At 53.9% G+C, this 13991-nt stretch carries 14 protein-coding genes; 6 read left to right on the top strand and 8 right to left on the bottom strand.

Features of this window, described 5'->3' with window-relative positions; all coding sequences use genetic code 11:
* Positions 1–170 precede the first annotated feature (170 nt).
* Positions 171–1481: an MFS transporter gene (locus tag AC4G46_RS11645; protein WP_491128068.1), complete on the top strand. Its 1311-nt coding sequence runs from the start codon at positions 171–173 to the stop codon at positions 1479–1481.
* A 171-nt stretch (positions 1482–1652) separates the two neighbouring features.
* Here the strand turns inward: AC4G46_RS11645 and AC4G46_RS11640 are convergent, their stop codons facing one another.
* Positions 1653–1850 (bottom strand): cold shock domain-containing protein, encoded by a 198-nt coding sequence (locus AC4G46_RS11640; RefSeq protein WP_019911834.1) that lies wholly within the window; start codon positions 1848–1850, stop codon positions 1653–1655.
* Between the two features lie 171 nt (positions 1851–2021).
* Here AC4G46_RS11640 and AC4G46_RS11635 point away from each other — a divergent pair, with 171 nt between their 5' ends.
* The 5 genes from AC4G46_RS11635 (at position 2022) to AC4G46_RS11615 (ending at position 6733) form a co-directional block, all read left to right on the top strand.
* Complete coding sequence (locus AC4G46_RS11635; RefSeq protein WP_039872008.1) at positions 2022–2255, top strand: hypothetical protein; 234 nt, start codon at positions 2022–2024, stop codon at positions 2253–2255.
* A gap of 375 nt (positions 2256–2630) precedes the next feature.
* Positions 2631–4421 (top strand): oligoendopeptidase F, encoded by a 1791-nt coding sequence (gene pepF, locus AC4G46_RS11630; protein WP_491128067.1) that lies wholly within the window; start codon positions 2631–2633, stop codon positions 4419–4421.
* Between the two features lie 97 nt (positions 4422–4518).
* The gene (locus AC4G46_RS11625) at positions 4519–4818 is read left to right on the top strand and encodes a LapA family protein (RefSeq protein ID WP_491128066.1); all 300 of its coding nucleotides are present in this window, start codon (positions 4519–4521) and stop codon (positions 4816–4818) included.
* Between the two features lie 48 nt (positions 4819–4866).
* Positions 4867–5910: a M42 family metallopeptidase gene (locus AC4G46_RS11620; RefSeq protein ID WP_491128065.1), complete on the top strand. Its 1044-nt coding sequence runs from the start codon at positions 4867–4869 to the stop codon at positions 5908–5910.
* Positions 5894–6733, top strand: coding sequence for a hypothetical protein (locus AC4G46_RS11615; protein ID WP_491128064.1), 840 nt, complete (start codon positions 5894–5896; stop codon positions 6731–6733). Before AC4G46_RS11620 ends, AC4G46_RS11615 begins: the two co-directional genes overlap by 17 nt.
* A gap of 178 nt (positions 6734–6911) precedes the next feature.
* Here AC4G46_RS11615 and AC4G46_RS11610 read toward each other — a convergent pair whose 3' ends face one another.
* The 7 genes from AC4G46_RS11610 to AC4G46_RS11580 all read right to left on the bottom strand — a co-directional run bounded on the left by AC4G46_RS11610 (position 6912) and on the right by AC4G46_RS11580 (position 13674).
* Entirely contained in the window at positions 6912–7415 is a 504-nt protein-coding gene (locus tag AC4G46_RS11610; RefSeq protein WP_491128063.1) for a tetratricopeptide repeat protein, read from the bottom strand.
* 43 nt (positions 7416–7458) lie between these two features.
* Positions 7459–9369, bottom strand: coding sequence for an ABC-F family ATP-binding cassette domain-containing protein (locus AC4G46_RS11605; protein ID WP_491128062.1), 1911 nt, complete (start codon positions 9367–9369; stop codon positions 7459–7461).
* 48 nt (positions 9370–9417) lie between these two features.
* Positions 9418–10017 (bottom strand): TetR/AcrR family transcriptional regulator, encoded by a 600-nt coding sequence (locus AC4G46_RS11600; RefSeq protein WP_491128061.1) that lies wholly within the window; start codon positions 10015–10017, stop codon positions 9418–9420.
* Positions 10018–10078: 61 nt separating this feature from the next.
* Positions 10079–10879 carry a DUF92 domain-containing protein gene (locus AC4G46_RS11595; RefSeq protein WP_491128850.1) on the bottom strand — a complete coding sequence of 267 codons (801 nt, stop codon included), beginning with the start codon at positions 10877–10879 and terminating at the stop codon, positions 10079–10081.
* An 18-nt stretch (positions 10880–10897) separates the two neighbouring features.
* Positions 10898–11521 (bottom strand): fumarylacetoacetate hydrolase family protein, encoded by a 624-nt coding sequence (locus AC4G46_RS11590; protein WP_068727893.1) that lies wholly within the window; start codon positions 11519–11521, stop codon positions 10898–10900.
* A gap of 39 nt (positions 11522–11560) precedes the next feature.
* Complete coding sequence (locus AC4G46_RS11585) at positions 11561–12292, bottom strand: glycerophosphodiester phosphodiesterase (RefSeq protein WP_491128060.1); 732 nt, start codon at positions 12290–12292, stop codon at positions 11561–11563.
* A gap of 89 nt (positions 12293–12381) precedes the next feature.
* Positions 12382–13674: a CapA family protein gene (locus AC4G46_RS11580; protein WP_491128059.1), complete on the bottom strand. Its 1293-nt coding sequence runs from the start codon at positions 13672–13674 to the stop codon at positions 12382–12384.
* Between the last annotated feature and the right edge of the window lie 317 nt (positions 13675–13991).

Here is a 13991-nt window from a genome sequence, read left to right as displayed (position 1 = left end):
AAATCATCATTATTATAATATGCGGAACGTTTTTGTACAAACAACAAAATCACTTTCGCAAAACCTTGAAATATTCAGAAATCGCCCCAGTTTAACAAACTTTTAACAAACATCAGGTATGGCCTTTATGCTATACTGAGCGTATTTGATACCCCAAGGAGTGCAAACACATGGAATCAGGACGGACCGGCAGCCAGTACAGCGATCAGAATTGGCTGCGTTCCTTCATCTTCACCCTTTTCGGCACCAGTGTACTGGTGGTCTCTTATTTTCCGCTTTTTTACACCCATCTCGGCTTCAGCAGCACGCAGGTGGGACTGCTGTATTCCCTCGGCCCGCTGATCTCCATCTTGTCCAATCTGTTCTGGAGCATGATGAGTGACCGGCTCGGAACAATCAAAAAAATTATGGCTATTCTGCTGGCAGGACAAATGGTCACCGCTATTATGCTGGCGAAAGCTACTGATTTTTCTATGGTAATGCTTATAATATCCTTATTCTATTTCTTCTATTACCCTGTTTTCCCTCTGGCGGACACCATGGCGATAAAAGTTGCCCAGCGGCATGGGCGGAACTTTATAGCTATCCGTGTGTTCGGCTCACTCGGCTATTCTTTTTTTGCCCTTACTATCGGTTATGTGCTGAGAGCGCTCGGCTCCTCTTACAGCATTGGCGTATGTATCGTTATTATTATAGCAGCCCTGCTTATTTCCATTGGATTAAAGGATGTCAAACGTTCTCCTGAGGCGGACGGTAATGCAGGCCCTTCTCCTAAACCCGCTGTAAAGAGCAACGGCCTGAAGGAGATTTTGCTGCAAAAGGAAGTGCTGTGGTTCTTCGGCTGTGTCTTTATCCTGGCCCTCGGGCACCGGATGAATGAAGCTTTTCTGACGCTTAGCCTCAAGAGCATGAACGCCGGCGACGACGTAATCGGCTGGGCGCTGCTCGCATCCGCGCTGAGTGAGATCCCCATCTTCTTTTTGCTCAGTAAATACGGTGAACGGTTCAAGGAGCTGCCACTGCTCGCTTTTGCCAGTCTCATGTATGGAATGCGCTTTCTGTTTATGTCGCTTGCTGACCACCCGGGCGCCATCATTGCGATTCAGGCTCTGCACAGCATTTCGTTCGGCATTTTCTATGTGACGGCGGTCCGCTACATTACAAGAGTTATTCCCGATCATCTCCGGGCAACCGGCCTGGCGCTATTCACCGTAGTCTGGTCCAGCGCTTCCGGTCTGCTCAGCGGAACTTTCGGCGGTCTGATCTACGAGGATGCCGGACGCCGCATTTTCTATCTGGTGGCAACCCTCTTCTCTGTGCTTGCATTCATCGGCTTTATCACCAAGCATCTGCTGGATATCGGAGGACCTTCGCGGAGCTATTTCCGCAAAAGAGTCATTCCCGCAGTACCGCCGGAATCAGAGCCCGCCATCGCACCGCCGCCTCCGGAAGTTCTCCCCTCACAAAAGGCAACACTCTAGCCATATCCCGGTCCTTGCTGTCCGCCAGCGGCGGCGAGGACTTCCATGGCACAAAAAAACACAGTTCCCGAGAGAACTGTGTACTTTGTAAGTTGATGGTTACCACTCTTGCAAGTGCCTGCCATAAATCAAATATATATTGCAGCTGACAGCAAACTGTCCAGCCGTTTCTTATAATTTAACTACGTTAGCTGCTTGAGGACCGCGGTTACCGTCAGTGATGTCGAATTCAACCGCTTGGCCTTCATCCAAAGTCTTGAAGCCGTCGCCTTGGATAGCTGAGAAGTGAACGAATACATCTTCGCCGCCTTCTACCTGAAGGAAACCATAACCTTTTTCTGCGTTAAACCATTTTACTGTACCTTTCAAATGAACAACCTCCTAAAAATACCGCCATATATGGCGTATGCTTACATTATACCCCAACTATTCCTGCAAAGCAATCCACTTTTTCCCTATATTAGTGATTTAATTTGCTTTTCACTTCCCCGGTGCGTTATCATTGAGCCAAAAGCCAAAAATCGCCAGGGTGGTAATGATATGATCAAAAAACACGAAATATACAAAACAGACAAATGGAATATGATGACCGTCGAGGTTCAGGGACGCTACATTATCCTCAGGGAAATTTCCGACCAGTGGGGAGAAGAAACGCATACCTTTATGAGCCGTCCGGCCATGATGGAATGGGTGAACAACCGCTTCAATAAAGAGTCCTATAAAGACAACGAAGAAGAATACAAAAATATTATCGCAGCGTTTAAACAGGTATAGGCTGGTATGAATAACGAAAGTCTGGTTATTTATATCGTTGTGGTCCTCTGCCTCGGAGCCGTTCTTATTATGAGTAAGGACAAACTGCCGCCGCGCCTGAAGCGCGGTATGGCTCTGACTGCAGTCATTCTGATTGCTCTCGCCTTTATCTTCATTATTTATAGCCTGCTGGCATAACTCTTGTTAAGAAGAACATAATCAGAAACTGGCAGGGCATACTAAGCCGACTCTATGATCCAGGAGGCCTAAGTAATGTCCTTTACCGCCAGATCTCTTCGTCTTCTGCTGGCATTGAGCCTGCTGCCGGTCGGCTCCTCAAACGCTGCAGCACAGAATTCTATGCCTGCTACATCCCATCATTTAAGGAGGATTTCCATGGAACAGTTATTAAAGAGAAGTGAAGTGCCTGCCGAGAACCGCTGGAAGCTGGAAGATATGTTTGCATCACAGGAACAATGGGATAAGGAATACAATGAAGCAAAAGCGCTGATCAAGAAAGCCTCCGCCTTTCAGGGTAAGCTGGATTCGGCAGAAGAGCTCAAAGCCTGCTTTGAGCTGGATGATGAGCTGTCACTGCTGACTGAACGGCTCTATGTATACGCGCATATGCGCCAGGATGAGGATACTGCAGCCCCTACTTATCAGGCTCTTACCCAGAAGGCCAAGAAGCTCAGTGTCGAAGCCGGAGAGGCGCTGTCTTTTGTAACACCGGAAATCCTGGCCCTGCCGGTAGAAAAGCTGGATCAGTTCATTGCTGACCCTACCCTCTCCGCTTACGCCTTTACACTGAATGAAATGAAACGTGAAAAGGCCCATGTCCTTTCCAAGGCTGAAGAAGCACTGCTGGCCCAGGTTGGCAACATTTCACAGGCGCCGCAGAACATTTTTGGCATGCTGAACAATGCTGACCTTAAATTCCCCAAGATCAAGAACGAGGAAGGCAAGGAAGTCGAGCTGACCCACGGCAGCTATATTCAGTTCCTGGAAAGCCCGGACCGCGAAGTGCGCAGGAATGCCTTTAAAGCTGTTTATGAAACCTATGCCAAGCAAAAGAACACGATTGCCGCTACACTTAGCGCGAACGTGAACAAGAATGTGTTTTACTCACGGGTACGCAAATATCCGTCTGTTCTGGAAATGTCGCTGTACGGCGATAATATTCCGAAGGAAGTATACACTAATCTGATTGACACCATTCACGAAAGCCTGCCGCTGATGCACCGCTACATGAAGCTGCGCCAGAAGCTGCTCGGCGTTGATGAATTACATATGTACGACCTGTTCGCTCCGCTTGTGGACGAATATAAGCTGGATATTACTTTTGAAGAAGCGAAGCAGATCACCAAGGAAGGCCTGAAGCCGCTCGGCGACGATTATCTGAATGTGCTGCAGGAAGGATATGACAACGGCTGGATCGACATCTACGAGAATGAGAACAAACGCACCGGCGCATACAGCTGGGGGGCTTACGGCACTCACCCTTATGTCCTGCTGAACCATAACGACAACTTGAACAGCATGTTCACACTGGCGCACGAAATGGGTCACGCCCTGCATTCGTACTATTCGGACAATGCACTGAAATACCGTGACGCACAATATACCATTTTCCTTGCGGAAGTGGCTTCTACCACCAATGAGGCGCTGCTGATGGACTATCTGCTGAACAAGTCGACTGATCCTAAGGAAAAAATGTACCTGCTGACCTACTACGCCGACCAATTCCGGACCACAGTGTTCCGCCAGACGATGTTCGCTGAATTCGAGAAAATAATCCACCAGCGTGCAGAGGAAGGAGAATCATTGACTCCTCAGGATCTGTCGGCCATCTACTACGATCTTAACGTTAAATATTACGGTGCAGATATGGTAGTAGATAAAGACATCGAGATGGAGTGGGCGCGGATTCCGCATTTCTACAACAGCTTCTATGTTTACAAATACGCTACTGGCTTCTCGGCAGCAACCAGCTTCTCCAAGCAGATCCTGGAGGAAGGCAAGCCGGCAGTGGACCGTTACCTCGGCTTCCTGAAGAGCGGGGGCAGCGATTATTCCATCAACATCCTGGCCAAGGCCGGTGTCGATATGTCCTCTCCGGAGCCGATCCGCGAAGCAATGAGTGTATTCGAGAGTGTTATCGAGCAGATGGAGCAATTGACCAAATAAAGCCTGAACAAGCCGCTTAATCCTGCTGTAATCCCTTGCCCTCTGCGGGCAGGGGATTTATATTTGTCATTCTCGTCCATGGGGGGTAAAAAATATTATGAAATTTCAATGGTCGCTTATTCTCGGTCTGATATTCGCACTGATTACAGCTGTGTTTGCAGTCATTAATGTCGATCCGGTTCAGGTTAATTTCGGCTTCGATCAGATCAGCATTCCGCTGATCCTCGTCATACTGGGCTGTGCCCTGATCGGCGGCATTATCGTCGGCTCCTACGGGATTTTCCGCCAGTACAAGCTGCAAAAGCAGATCAAGGCGCTTAATGCAGAGTTGTCCAAGCTGCGCGATGCGGATCATTCGCTTGACTCCATGCAGCCGCTGCCGGATGAGACAGTCTGATTACCTGTTACTACCTTATCCTAAATGATGAATGGAGGATTTTAACCTATGCTTACAATTCAGCCTAATGAAGACTACATTCTATCCCTGCTCAAAAAATTGCTCGACACCCCGAGCCCCAGCGGGTTTACCGCTGAAGTCATGCGGGTGGTGGCAGAGGAAGCCGCGGCTCTGAACGTTCCGCTCAGCTGGAATGAAAAAGGCGGCGTCATCCTCACCGTACCGGGACTCGACCCTTCCCGCACTATCGGCATCAGCGCCCATGTGGATACGCTTGGCGCCATGGTCCGCTCGATCAAGCCAAACGGAACGCTGCGCCTGACCTCTGTCGGCGGTTTTACCATGAACAGCATCGAGAATGAATATTGCGTCATTCATACCCGCAGCGGCCTGACCTACACCGGTACGATTCTGACCAGCCACCCTTCTGTGCATGTTTACGCCGACGCGCGTGATTTCAAACGTGCCGAAGAAAACATGGAGGTCCGGATTGACGAGCTGGTTTCAACCAAAGACGATGTGCTTAAGCTAGGCATTGCTGTCGGGGACTTCATCTCCTTTGATGCGCGGGCGGTTATTACACCAAGCGGGTACATCAAATCACGCCATCTGGACGACAAAGCCAGTGTAGCCGCCCTGTTCGGACTGCTGGAAAGCATTAAGCGCGAAGGCTGGAAGCCGCTGCACAACCTCGCCCTGCTGATCTCCAACTATGAAGAGGTCGGCCACGGCACGTCGTGGATACCAGGTAATATCAGCGAATTCATCGCAGTAGACATGGGCGCCATGGGCGATGATCTCAGCTGTAAGGAAACGGACGTCTCCATTTGCGCCAAGGATTCCTCCGGACCTTATGACTACGCCATGACCGGACGTCTGATTGAGCTGGCGAACAGCCTGGCTATCCCTTTTGCGGTAGACATCTATCCGCAATACGGCTCAGACGCTTCGGCTGCACTGCGCGGCGGCAACAATATCCGCGGCGCGCTGATCGGGCCGGGTGTGCATGCTTCCCACTCCATGGAGCGTACGCATAAGCAGGCTGTCCTGAACACAGCCAAGCTGCTGGCCGCCTATGTCGGCACCAACTGAACCAGCAGACCGTAAATGGCGGCTGCTGTGGGAGCGCAGACGCTGGCAGCTTGGCTCTGCCCTGCTCGCCCTCCTTGTGCTGCTGATTCTGGCTGTGGCGGCTCTGCTCAATAAGCCGGACAAGCAGCCGCAGGAGGTTTTCAGCGGGCTCCCGCACAGCTATGAATATCTGGAAACGAAGAGCCCAGGCAAAGTGCAGCTGCATATGCTGGCAGTATCTCCCGAGGACGTTGTCCTGCGGGCCGACGGCCTGCCCCTGCGCCAGATTGCCGCCTACGGGATTAACGGCGGCTTCTTCTACGGCACAGATCTTCTGTCTGTAGCGATCATGAATGATGTCCCTGTTAACGGGGACAAGGGAGCCTACGGCTCCGGCTGGTTCAATGCCAAGTATGCCCGCGGCACGCTGGTCTGGGACGGCGCTGCCGGCAGGCTGTCGGTCCAGACCGTGTCCTCCGGCGACGAGCTGGCTGTCACCGACCGCGGCCGCTACTGGGCCCAGGGCGGGATCAGCATGAATCTGCAGCGGGAGGCGCTGTGGAAGGCCGCAAGTACGGCCGAGCATCTGCCCTTTGCTGAGGAGCAGCGCATGCGCTCGGGGCTTGTCTATGACAGGGACGGGAAGGTGTGGCTGATCGTCACGCCTACGCTCTGTACGGCCGAGGAATTCCGCCTGGCCGTGCTGGACGCCGTTCCCGGTGAAGGCCGGGAAGGGATCTTCCTCGACGGAGACGGCTCCTCGCAGCTGAATGCCGATGAAATAGTACTGACCGGCGACTCCCGCCCGGTCGTGCAGATGATTGCTGTAGCGGGCGGGAAATAGCGGACTGAATTAGCTTGAGTTAATAAGAAGATAAGGGATTAACGGAGAGGATGCAGGATCTGGCAGCACGGCTGCCGGTTCTGCATTATTCACGCTGACAACCTCAGTGACCACAAAAAAACAAGCTGAACACCAGTTACTCTGGTCTCAGCTTGTTTTTTTGATTGCTAACGAAAGGTTAAGGCCATATCTTGTCCAGCTTGTCTGCATAGAATGAGATAGCTTTACGGTACTCCCGGATGCCCGGACTTTCGGATGTATCGGCAAGCAACCGGAGCAGCATCCCGGTACCTTCACCGTGCTCTCTCAGGTTATATAACGCCATCGCAAGAAATGCTTTGAATTCTGCCCGTTCCGGGAATTCTTCCGCCCCTTGCTGCAGCAGTGTTTTGGCACGGGTGTACTCGCCCAGTGTCCGATACGTACTGCCTAACCCAAGTAGAGCACCCGCCCGCTGCTCCGTAGGCAGTCCTATAGCAAGGCTCTGCTCATAATAAGGAACAGCCTCCCGCTCAAGTCCAAGCACATCATGCGTCCAGGCCAGCTGGTACAGCAATTCGGCATCCGTATCAGCGCCGGCATCCTTGCTGTTTACCGCAAGTAAATCCAGCAGAAGCACCCTCGCTTCTTCTGCCCGGCCGGCCTCACGCAGGACTATCGCATCCTGCATCCTGGTATCCATGATTGTTGCCTCCTGACCTGCAAAGTGCTGTATGCGCCGGAATTTATTTGCCGGCAATCCGCTCTGCCAGCTCGTTGAGATACGTCCAGCGCTCCATCAGACGCTCCAGCTCCGCCTCACCCTGCTTCTGCTGTTCAACAAGCTCCTGCAGGGTCGCCGAATCGGCGAAGGCCGCTTCCATTTTCGCAGAAAGTTCAACGAGATGCTGCTCGGCCTGCTCAATCATTTCGTCGATGGTTTCGTATTCCTTTTGTTCTTTGAAGGTGAACTTAACCTTTTCTCTCACCGGAGGTGCCGCTACAGCAGAGGATTCCTGGACTGCGCTTTTCTTGGCTGCCCCGTCGTTACCGGCAGGTACATTCTTGGCCAGCCATTCCTCATACTCGGTGTAATCGCCGACATGCAGCCGGATGGTGCCGTTCTCGAATGCGATCAGCTTATCAATGGTGCGGTCGAGGAAGTACCGGTCATGGGATACCGTGAAGACTACACCCGGGAATTCATCCAGATAGTCTTCCAGTATCGCCAGTGTGCCGATGTCCAAGTCATTCGTAGGCTCATCCAGCAGCAGCACATTGGGCGCGCCCATGAGCACACGCAGCAGGTACAGCCGTCTTTTTTCGCCGCCGGACAGCTTGGCTATCGGTGTCCACTGCATCGCAGGCGGGAACAGGAAGCGCTCCAGCATCTGTCCGGCTGTAATCACGCTGCCGTCGGCCGTGCGTACGATTTCCGCTTCTTCTTTTACATATTCAATAACCCGCATCGTATCATCCATATCCTGATGCTCCTGGGTGAAGTAGCCCAGCTTGACCGTTGCCCCCAGCTGTACCTCACCGCTGTCCGGCTGAAGCTTCCCGGCAATCAGGTTAAGCAGTGTTGACTTGCCGCTGCCATTCGGGCCGACAATCCCGACCCGGTCCTGCGGAACGGCAATATAGGTCAGGTCCTTGATGAGGGTCCGCCCGTCCATCGACATGGTCAGATCCTTCAGCTCAATAATCTTGCGGCCCAGCCGGGTTGAGGCCACCGAAATATCCATAGAACCGGCGGAACTGCCGCCCACACTGTCCTTCAGCTTCTCGAACCTGTCGATTCTCGCTTTCTGCTTCGTCGTGCGCGCCTTGGCTCCGCGGCGGATCCAGGCCAGCTCGGTGCGCAGCAGATTTTTGCGCTTCTGCTCTTCGGACGCTTCACGCTCCTCGCGTTCAGCCTTCAGCTCCAGAAACCGCGAATAGTTCGCTTCATAGCGGAACAGGCGGCCGCCGTCCAGCTCCAGCATTACACTGGCTACGCGTTCCAGGAAATAGCGGTCATGCGTAATCATCAGCAGCGCACCGCGGCGCTTCTGCAGATACTGCTCCAGCCAGGCTACCGAGTCGGTATCAATATGGTTGGTAGGCTCATCCAGAATCAGCAGCTCTGACGGGGTAATCAGGGCGGCTGCAAGTGCCACCCGCTTGCGCTGTCCGCCGGACAGCGTGCCCATCCGTGCGTCAAACCGGGTAATCCCCAGCTTGGTCAGCACGGTTTTGGCCTCGCTCTCCAGATGCCAGATGCCGGCGGCATCTATTTTTTGGCTGGCCCGGACCATGGCGGCTTCCAGAGCGGTATTACCGGGGTCTTTTTCTATGCCGGAAAGAATCTCCATATATTCACGCATCGTCCGCAGATCCGGGTCATCGCCTGCAAACACCTGCTGCAGAACGGTATGGTCCGGCTCATAGGGCGGATTCTGGGCCAGATACTGGACACGTACATCATTGCCGATGGCAATCTGCCCTTCGTCTGCGGTATCAAGACCTGCGATTATTTTCAAAAAGGTTGATTTCCCGGTTCCGTTCACTCCAATAACGCCGATCTTGTCCCGCTCATCCATGCCGAACGAGGCATCCTGGAACAGCACCTTCTCCCCGTAGCTTTTGGAGAGATGCTCCACTGTCATAATATTCATGCTCTGTCCTCACTTGCCTTATAGTTTAATAGCGGGTTACGCTTCGTCTTAATCCCGTTCTGGTGTGGTATGTTCCTGACGGTTGCCGAGTGCACCGTGGATAAACAGGCCTGCGGCAAATTCAGCCCGTTTGCGTGCATCCGCTTCTGTGAAGCCGGGACGCAGCATGATGTCCATTTTGAGTCTGTCGAGCGTGCCGATATAGGACTCTGCCAGCAGCTCCGGCTCGGCAGCACCGCTGTCCTGCATCACCCTCATCACTGCCCGCATGTATTCTTCCATAAATTGCGCCATATAAGCTACCAGCTCGGAATGATTGTTGGGGGCACGGAAGAAGAGCTTCGTGTGCTGCTTGCGCTCATAATAGTACATCAGATGATGCCCGGCAATCACCGTAAGCTGCTCCTGCAGGCTGCCGCATGCCTTGAGCTTCACATCCAGCTGCTCGAGGAACCCTTCGCAATCACGGCGTGTGACAGCGAGAAACAGCTCTTCCTTGCTTTTAAAATACAGATAGACCGTCCCTTTGGCGATCCCCGCCTTCTCGGCCACCTCTGACATCTTCGTCTCGTAAAAGCCCCCTGAACCGAAAAGCTCATAACCGGCATCAAGTATGGCTGTATGCTTGTGACTTACTGTGCTGCCCAACCGGTTCACCTCCACATCTTAATCTCTGTGCCCCTTTAAGGAGCATTCTGCCGGCTTTTCGTCAGAGCAGGCTGACCAGCAGGGCGGCAGCGCCGCCGGCCAGCGTGCTGAGCGCGTTGACGGCATCATTGTTCATCCAGCGCCAGCCTCTGGCATGCACAGTAGGCCGGCCGCAGTGCCGCGAGGCTTCTACTTCGCGGCCGCATACGGTGCAGCGGTTCATCCGCTGCACCGTTGCCCCGAGGAGCGAGTCGGCGAACGCGCCGGCGAGTCCGCCCAAGAGGCCTGCCAGTGTCAGCAGCAGGAAGGAGCGCTCTTCCATGCCGGAGACCGCCCGCAGCAGCCAGGAGGCTGCGCCGATCAGGGCTCCGCCGGCTGCGGCGGCAAGCGTGCCCGGGAGCGAGACGCCGCCCGAGGTACCGGCCGGCACCACCTTGCCGGTCAGCACAGACCGCGGCGGCCGCCCGGCCAGTGTGCCGATCTCGGTCGCCCAGGTATCCGAGGTAACGGTAGCCATAACGCCGATAAACAGCAGCTCCCATAGCTCCAGAGGATACACTGCGTTCAACAGAACCAGCAGCATACCCATCCCGCCGTTGGCAAACACCTGCCCGGCATCCCTCGTTCCCGTTTTGTCATAGGTCAGCTCAAGCTCTGCCTTGTTCTCATGGTGAAGCTTCGAAAGCAGGCTGGAGGAGATGAAAAAAATCAGCAGAATCCCGAACCAGAACGCATTGCCCGCCCCGAAATAAACGGTCCCCATAACAAAGGCTGCGATCATCCCCGAGAAGCTGAGCGATCGTTTGCGGTAAGCCGCTCCAGCCACCAGCATAGCGCCGAGGGCGCCAATTATCCAAGACACCATTACCGGCCAGCTCCTTTATCCGATGATGCAGGTGCCAAGCAGCCGCTCGCCCCAGAACAGCTCGAAGGAATCACCGGAAACAACGGGGCCGACTCCTGCCGGTGTCCCTGTGAAGATCAGATCATTTTTGCCAAGCCCGTACCGGGACGCTATAAATTCAACAATCTTCTGCAGCGAAAAAATCATATCCTTCACATTGCCGCGCTGTACCTCAACCCCGTTTTTACGCACAGTAAAGTCAGTAGCCTCCAGCTCCTCCTGTTCAGGTAAGGCGATGTAGGGCGTCAGCGGGGCGGCATTTTTGAAGCCTTTTGCCGCTGTCCAGGGCAGCCCCTTCTTCTTTAGGTCCTCCTGTACATCACGCAGCGTGAAGTCCAGGCCAAGCGCCATTACATCCACCAGCTCCTCCACACTCATCCCGGGAACATAATCACGGGCAATGCGCAGAACCAGTTCACCTTCATAATGGATCTGGCCGGCGTTCTGGGGAAGATGGATAATGGCCTTATCCAGCGGCACAGCAGCATGGGAAGGCTTTAGAAAAATCAGCGGCTCCGCAGGAACTTTGTTCCCCAGCTCCTCCGCATGTAATCTGTAGTTCCGTCCAACGCAATACACATTGTTAATATCAGCGCACATTATAGCTTCAGCTCTTTTCCCGATAAATTTGGAATCCGTTCAGGCTTTCAGAAAAGTGTCACCCCAGATGTCCGGACGGTTCGTACAGATCATAATATCCGAATGCATCTCGGCTAGACGGTGCATTTCCTTGGCTTTGTCCACAGTCCACGCCATCATTTTAACCCCGCGCTCCGCAAGCAGACGGGCCAGCCCCGGGCTTAACCTGGCAAAGCTGATCGACAGAAAGGAGCAGTCCAGCTCCTTAACCTTGCGCGCAGGGTCACCCAGCCGCGAATCGTAGATCAATCCGGTGTGAAAGCGGGTATCCAGCTCTTTAATCCGTTTAAGGACTCCTGCATCAAACGAGGTCAGGACGACCTCATCCCGCATGCCTTTGGAGGAGACAAGGTCGATAACTGCCTTTTCCAGACCGGGGTACATATCACCGCTTGTCTTCAGTTCAATGTTCAGCTTCAGCCTGCCGGACGCCAGCTCAAGCACTTCTTCCAGTGAGGGCACCTTTTCTCCGCGAAAAGCACGCCCCTTCCAGCTTCCCGCATCCAGACGCCTCATTGGCTCAAAATCCATATTCTTGACCTTGCCGTGCCCGTTGGTCGTCCGGTCCAGCGTGAAGTCATGAATGACGACGGGCACACCGTCCCTGGTCAGCTGCACATCGATTTCCATCCAGCTGACAAAAGGCAGGGCGAGCGCCATGCGTACGGCGGCTAATGTATTCTCCGGTGCTTTGCCGGAAAACCCGCGATGGGCTACACATATGTTTTGCATTAGCATCTATCCCTCCAGCAGAAGTAGTCTGACCCGGCACCGGAAAAGGTTTCCGCAGGCAAGGCAGCTCATGCAGGACCCTGCCGCTATTATCTGCCCGCCTGGGAAACACGCCCGTCATTGCCGATACTGATCAGGCCCGCAGACAAGGATTGTACCTTGTTCAGCAGCAGCTGCCCGTCAGCATCATTCATCGGCACCGGCCGGCCCAGCTCGGCATACATCGGATGCAGCGTCAGCGAGCACTGGCCCTTGATGCTGCACTCAGCCTGAAAGACCGCCGTTTCCCAGGTGGCCGGTGTTGCGGAACGGGTAAAAATAAAATTGCCTGTACTGTAAGCAATCCACTTGCCATGGTATGGCTCAATACCCTGAAGGACATGCGGATGCCCGCCTATGACCAGATCCGCTCCGGCATCAATGAAGCTGCGTCCCAGCGTCTGTTGCGTGGAATCATACTGCTCCACCCGCTCCTTCCCCCAATGGACCACCACCACAACGATGTCGGCTTTTTGCTTCACGGCTGATATCGTCTTGAGCGCTTCCGTATTGTCATAAACCGAGGCCAGGCCCGGCTTGCCGGCACCGGCTGTCCAGTCACTGCGTGGAATGACCCGGGTGAAGCCCAGCAGGGCGATTTTGATTCCATTTCGCTCAAAATACTGGGCGGTGTAGGCTTCCTTGCTGTTTTTGCCGGCGCCAACGTAAGGGATTCCCCTTGTATTGAGGTGATTCAAGGTATCCAACAGCCCCTGTTCTCCCTGGTCCAGCGTATGGTTGTTGGCCAGATTGACCGCGTCCACACCGGCAGATTTCAGCGCATCCAGCGCCTCCGGGGCTCCCTTGAAAACAAACTGCTTATCCGCAGCGCCAACCCCGCCGGTTGTAATCGGAGTTTCCAGATTCACAACCGTAAGGTCATCCTTCTTGAACATCCCGTCCAGTGCGGAGTAGGAATAATTGTAGCCCTGCTTCTGCAGCAGCTCAGCCACTTTACCGGCAAAGATCACGTCTCCGGCAAAATTGAGAGTAACGGTCTGCCCGCCGGCATCCTCAGGCAATCCCGAGGTGGCACCGCCCTGAGCAGCACCGCTACCCTGCTCATCATCCGGCTTGCTGTTATCCGGTGACGGTAGGGGTGATGGCGTTACTGCCGTCTCCGGGGACGGCGATGGGGCCGGAGTCGCTTCCGGAGCGGGAACCGGCGTCTGCACCGGCTCCGGCGTGACTTTAGCTTCCGGCTGCAAATCAGCCGTTGCTGAGGGTTGAACCGCCGGGAGCTCCGGCGTTGATGATGGCGGCGCTGAGGCGGTACTCTCCGCCGGCGGAGGCTGTGCTGCAGGTGAACTGCCGCCGTTTCCGGCAAAATAATAAGTTAACATAGCGGTAATCAATAATAAAAGACTTACATTGATCCATGCCCAAGCCCTTCTGCGTCGGCGTTTGCTGCTATGCTTGTCTTTCTCCCGGCTCTGAGATCGCGGTGGATACATGGGTACAAATAATCTCCTTTATATATAAAGTGTTTCTATTATAGCATACCTGATACACAGCCCTCCAAACCACCCAAGTCCAGCATATAATCTACTAAAATAATGTATAGGAGTGGCTCTGGCCCGGACAGCGGCGCATGCGCGTGATCAAAGGGATTTTTCCCTTTGAGGGTACCAGTAAGCGGCTCATGCGCATGATTCAAAGG

Source organism: Paenibacillus sp. fava2 (genome assembly GCF_058313675.1).
Note: the sequence above shows the minus strand (reverse complement) of the source record. Positions and strands in the feature narration are given on the sequence as shown.

What these genes read in the sequence shown, in the direction of transcription:
- AC4G46_RS11645 (WP_491128068.1), top strand. Translation starts at nt 171, where the DNA reads ATGGAATCAGGACGGACCGGCAGCCAGTACAGCGATCAGAATTGGCTG.
- AC4G46_RS11635 (WP_039872008.1), top strand. Translation starts at nt 2,022, where the DNA reads ATGATCAAAAAACACGAAATATACAAAACAGACAAATGGAATATGATG.
- pepF (WP_491128067.1), top strand. Translation starts at nt 2,631, where the DNA reads ATGGAACAGTTATTAAAGAGAAGTGAAGTGCCTGCCGAGAACCGCTGG.
- AC4G46_RS11625 (WP_491128066.1), top strand. Translation starts at nt 4,519, where the DNA reads ATGAAATTTCAATGGTCGCTTATTCTCGGTCTGATATTCGCACTGATT.
- AC4G46_RS11620 (WP_491128065.1), top strand. Translation starts at nt 4,867, where the DNA reads ATGCTTACAATTCAGCCTAATGAAGACTACATTCTATCCCTGCTCAAA.
- AC4G46_RS11615 (WP_491128064.1), top strand. Translation starts at nt 5,894, where the DNA reads ATGTCGGCACCAACTGAACCAGCAGACCGTAAATGGCGGCTGCTGTGG.
- AC4G46_RS11610 (WP_491128063.1), bottom strand. Translation starts at nt 7,415, where the DNA reads ATGGATACCAGGATGCAGGATGCGATAGTCCTGCGTGAGGCCGGCCGG.
- AC4G46_RS11605 (WP_491128062.1), bottom strand. Translation starts at nt 9,369, where the DNA reads ATGAATATTATGACAGTGGAGCATCTCTCCAAAAGCTACGGGGAGAAG.
- AC4G46_RS11590 (WP_068727893.1), bottom strand. Translation starts at nt 11,521, where the DNA reads ATGTGCGCTGATATTAACAATGTGTATTGCGTTGGACGGAACTACAGA.
- AC4G46_RS11585 (WP_491128060.1), bottom strand. Translation starts at nt 12,292, where the DNA reads ATGCAAAACATATGTGTAGCCCATCGCGGGTTTTCCGGCAAAGCACCG.
- AC4G46_RS11580 (WP_491128059.1), bottom strand. Translation starts at nt 13,674, where the DNA reads ATGTTAACTTATTATTTTGCCGGAAACGGCGGCAGTTCACCTGCAGCA.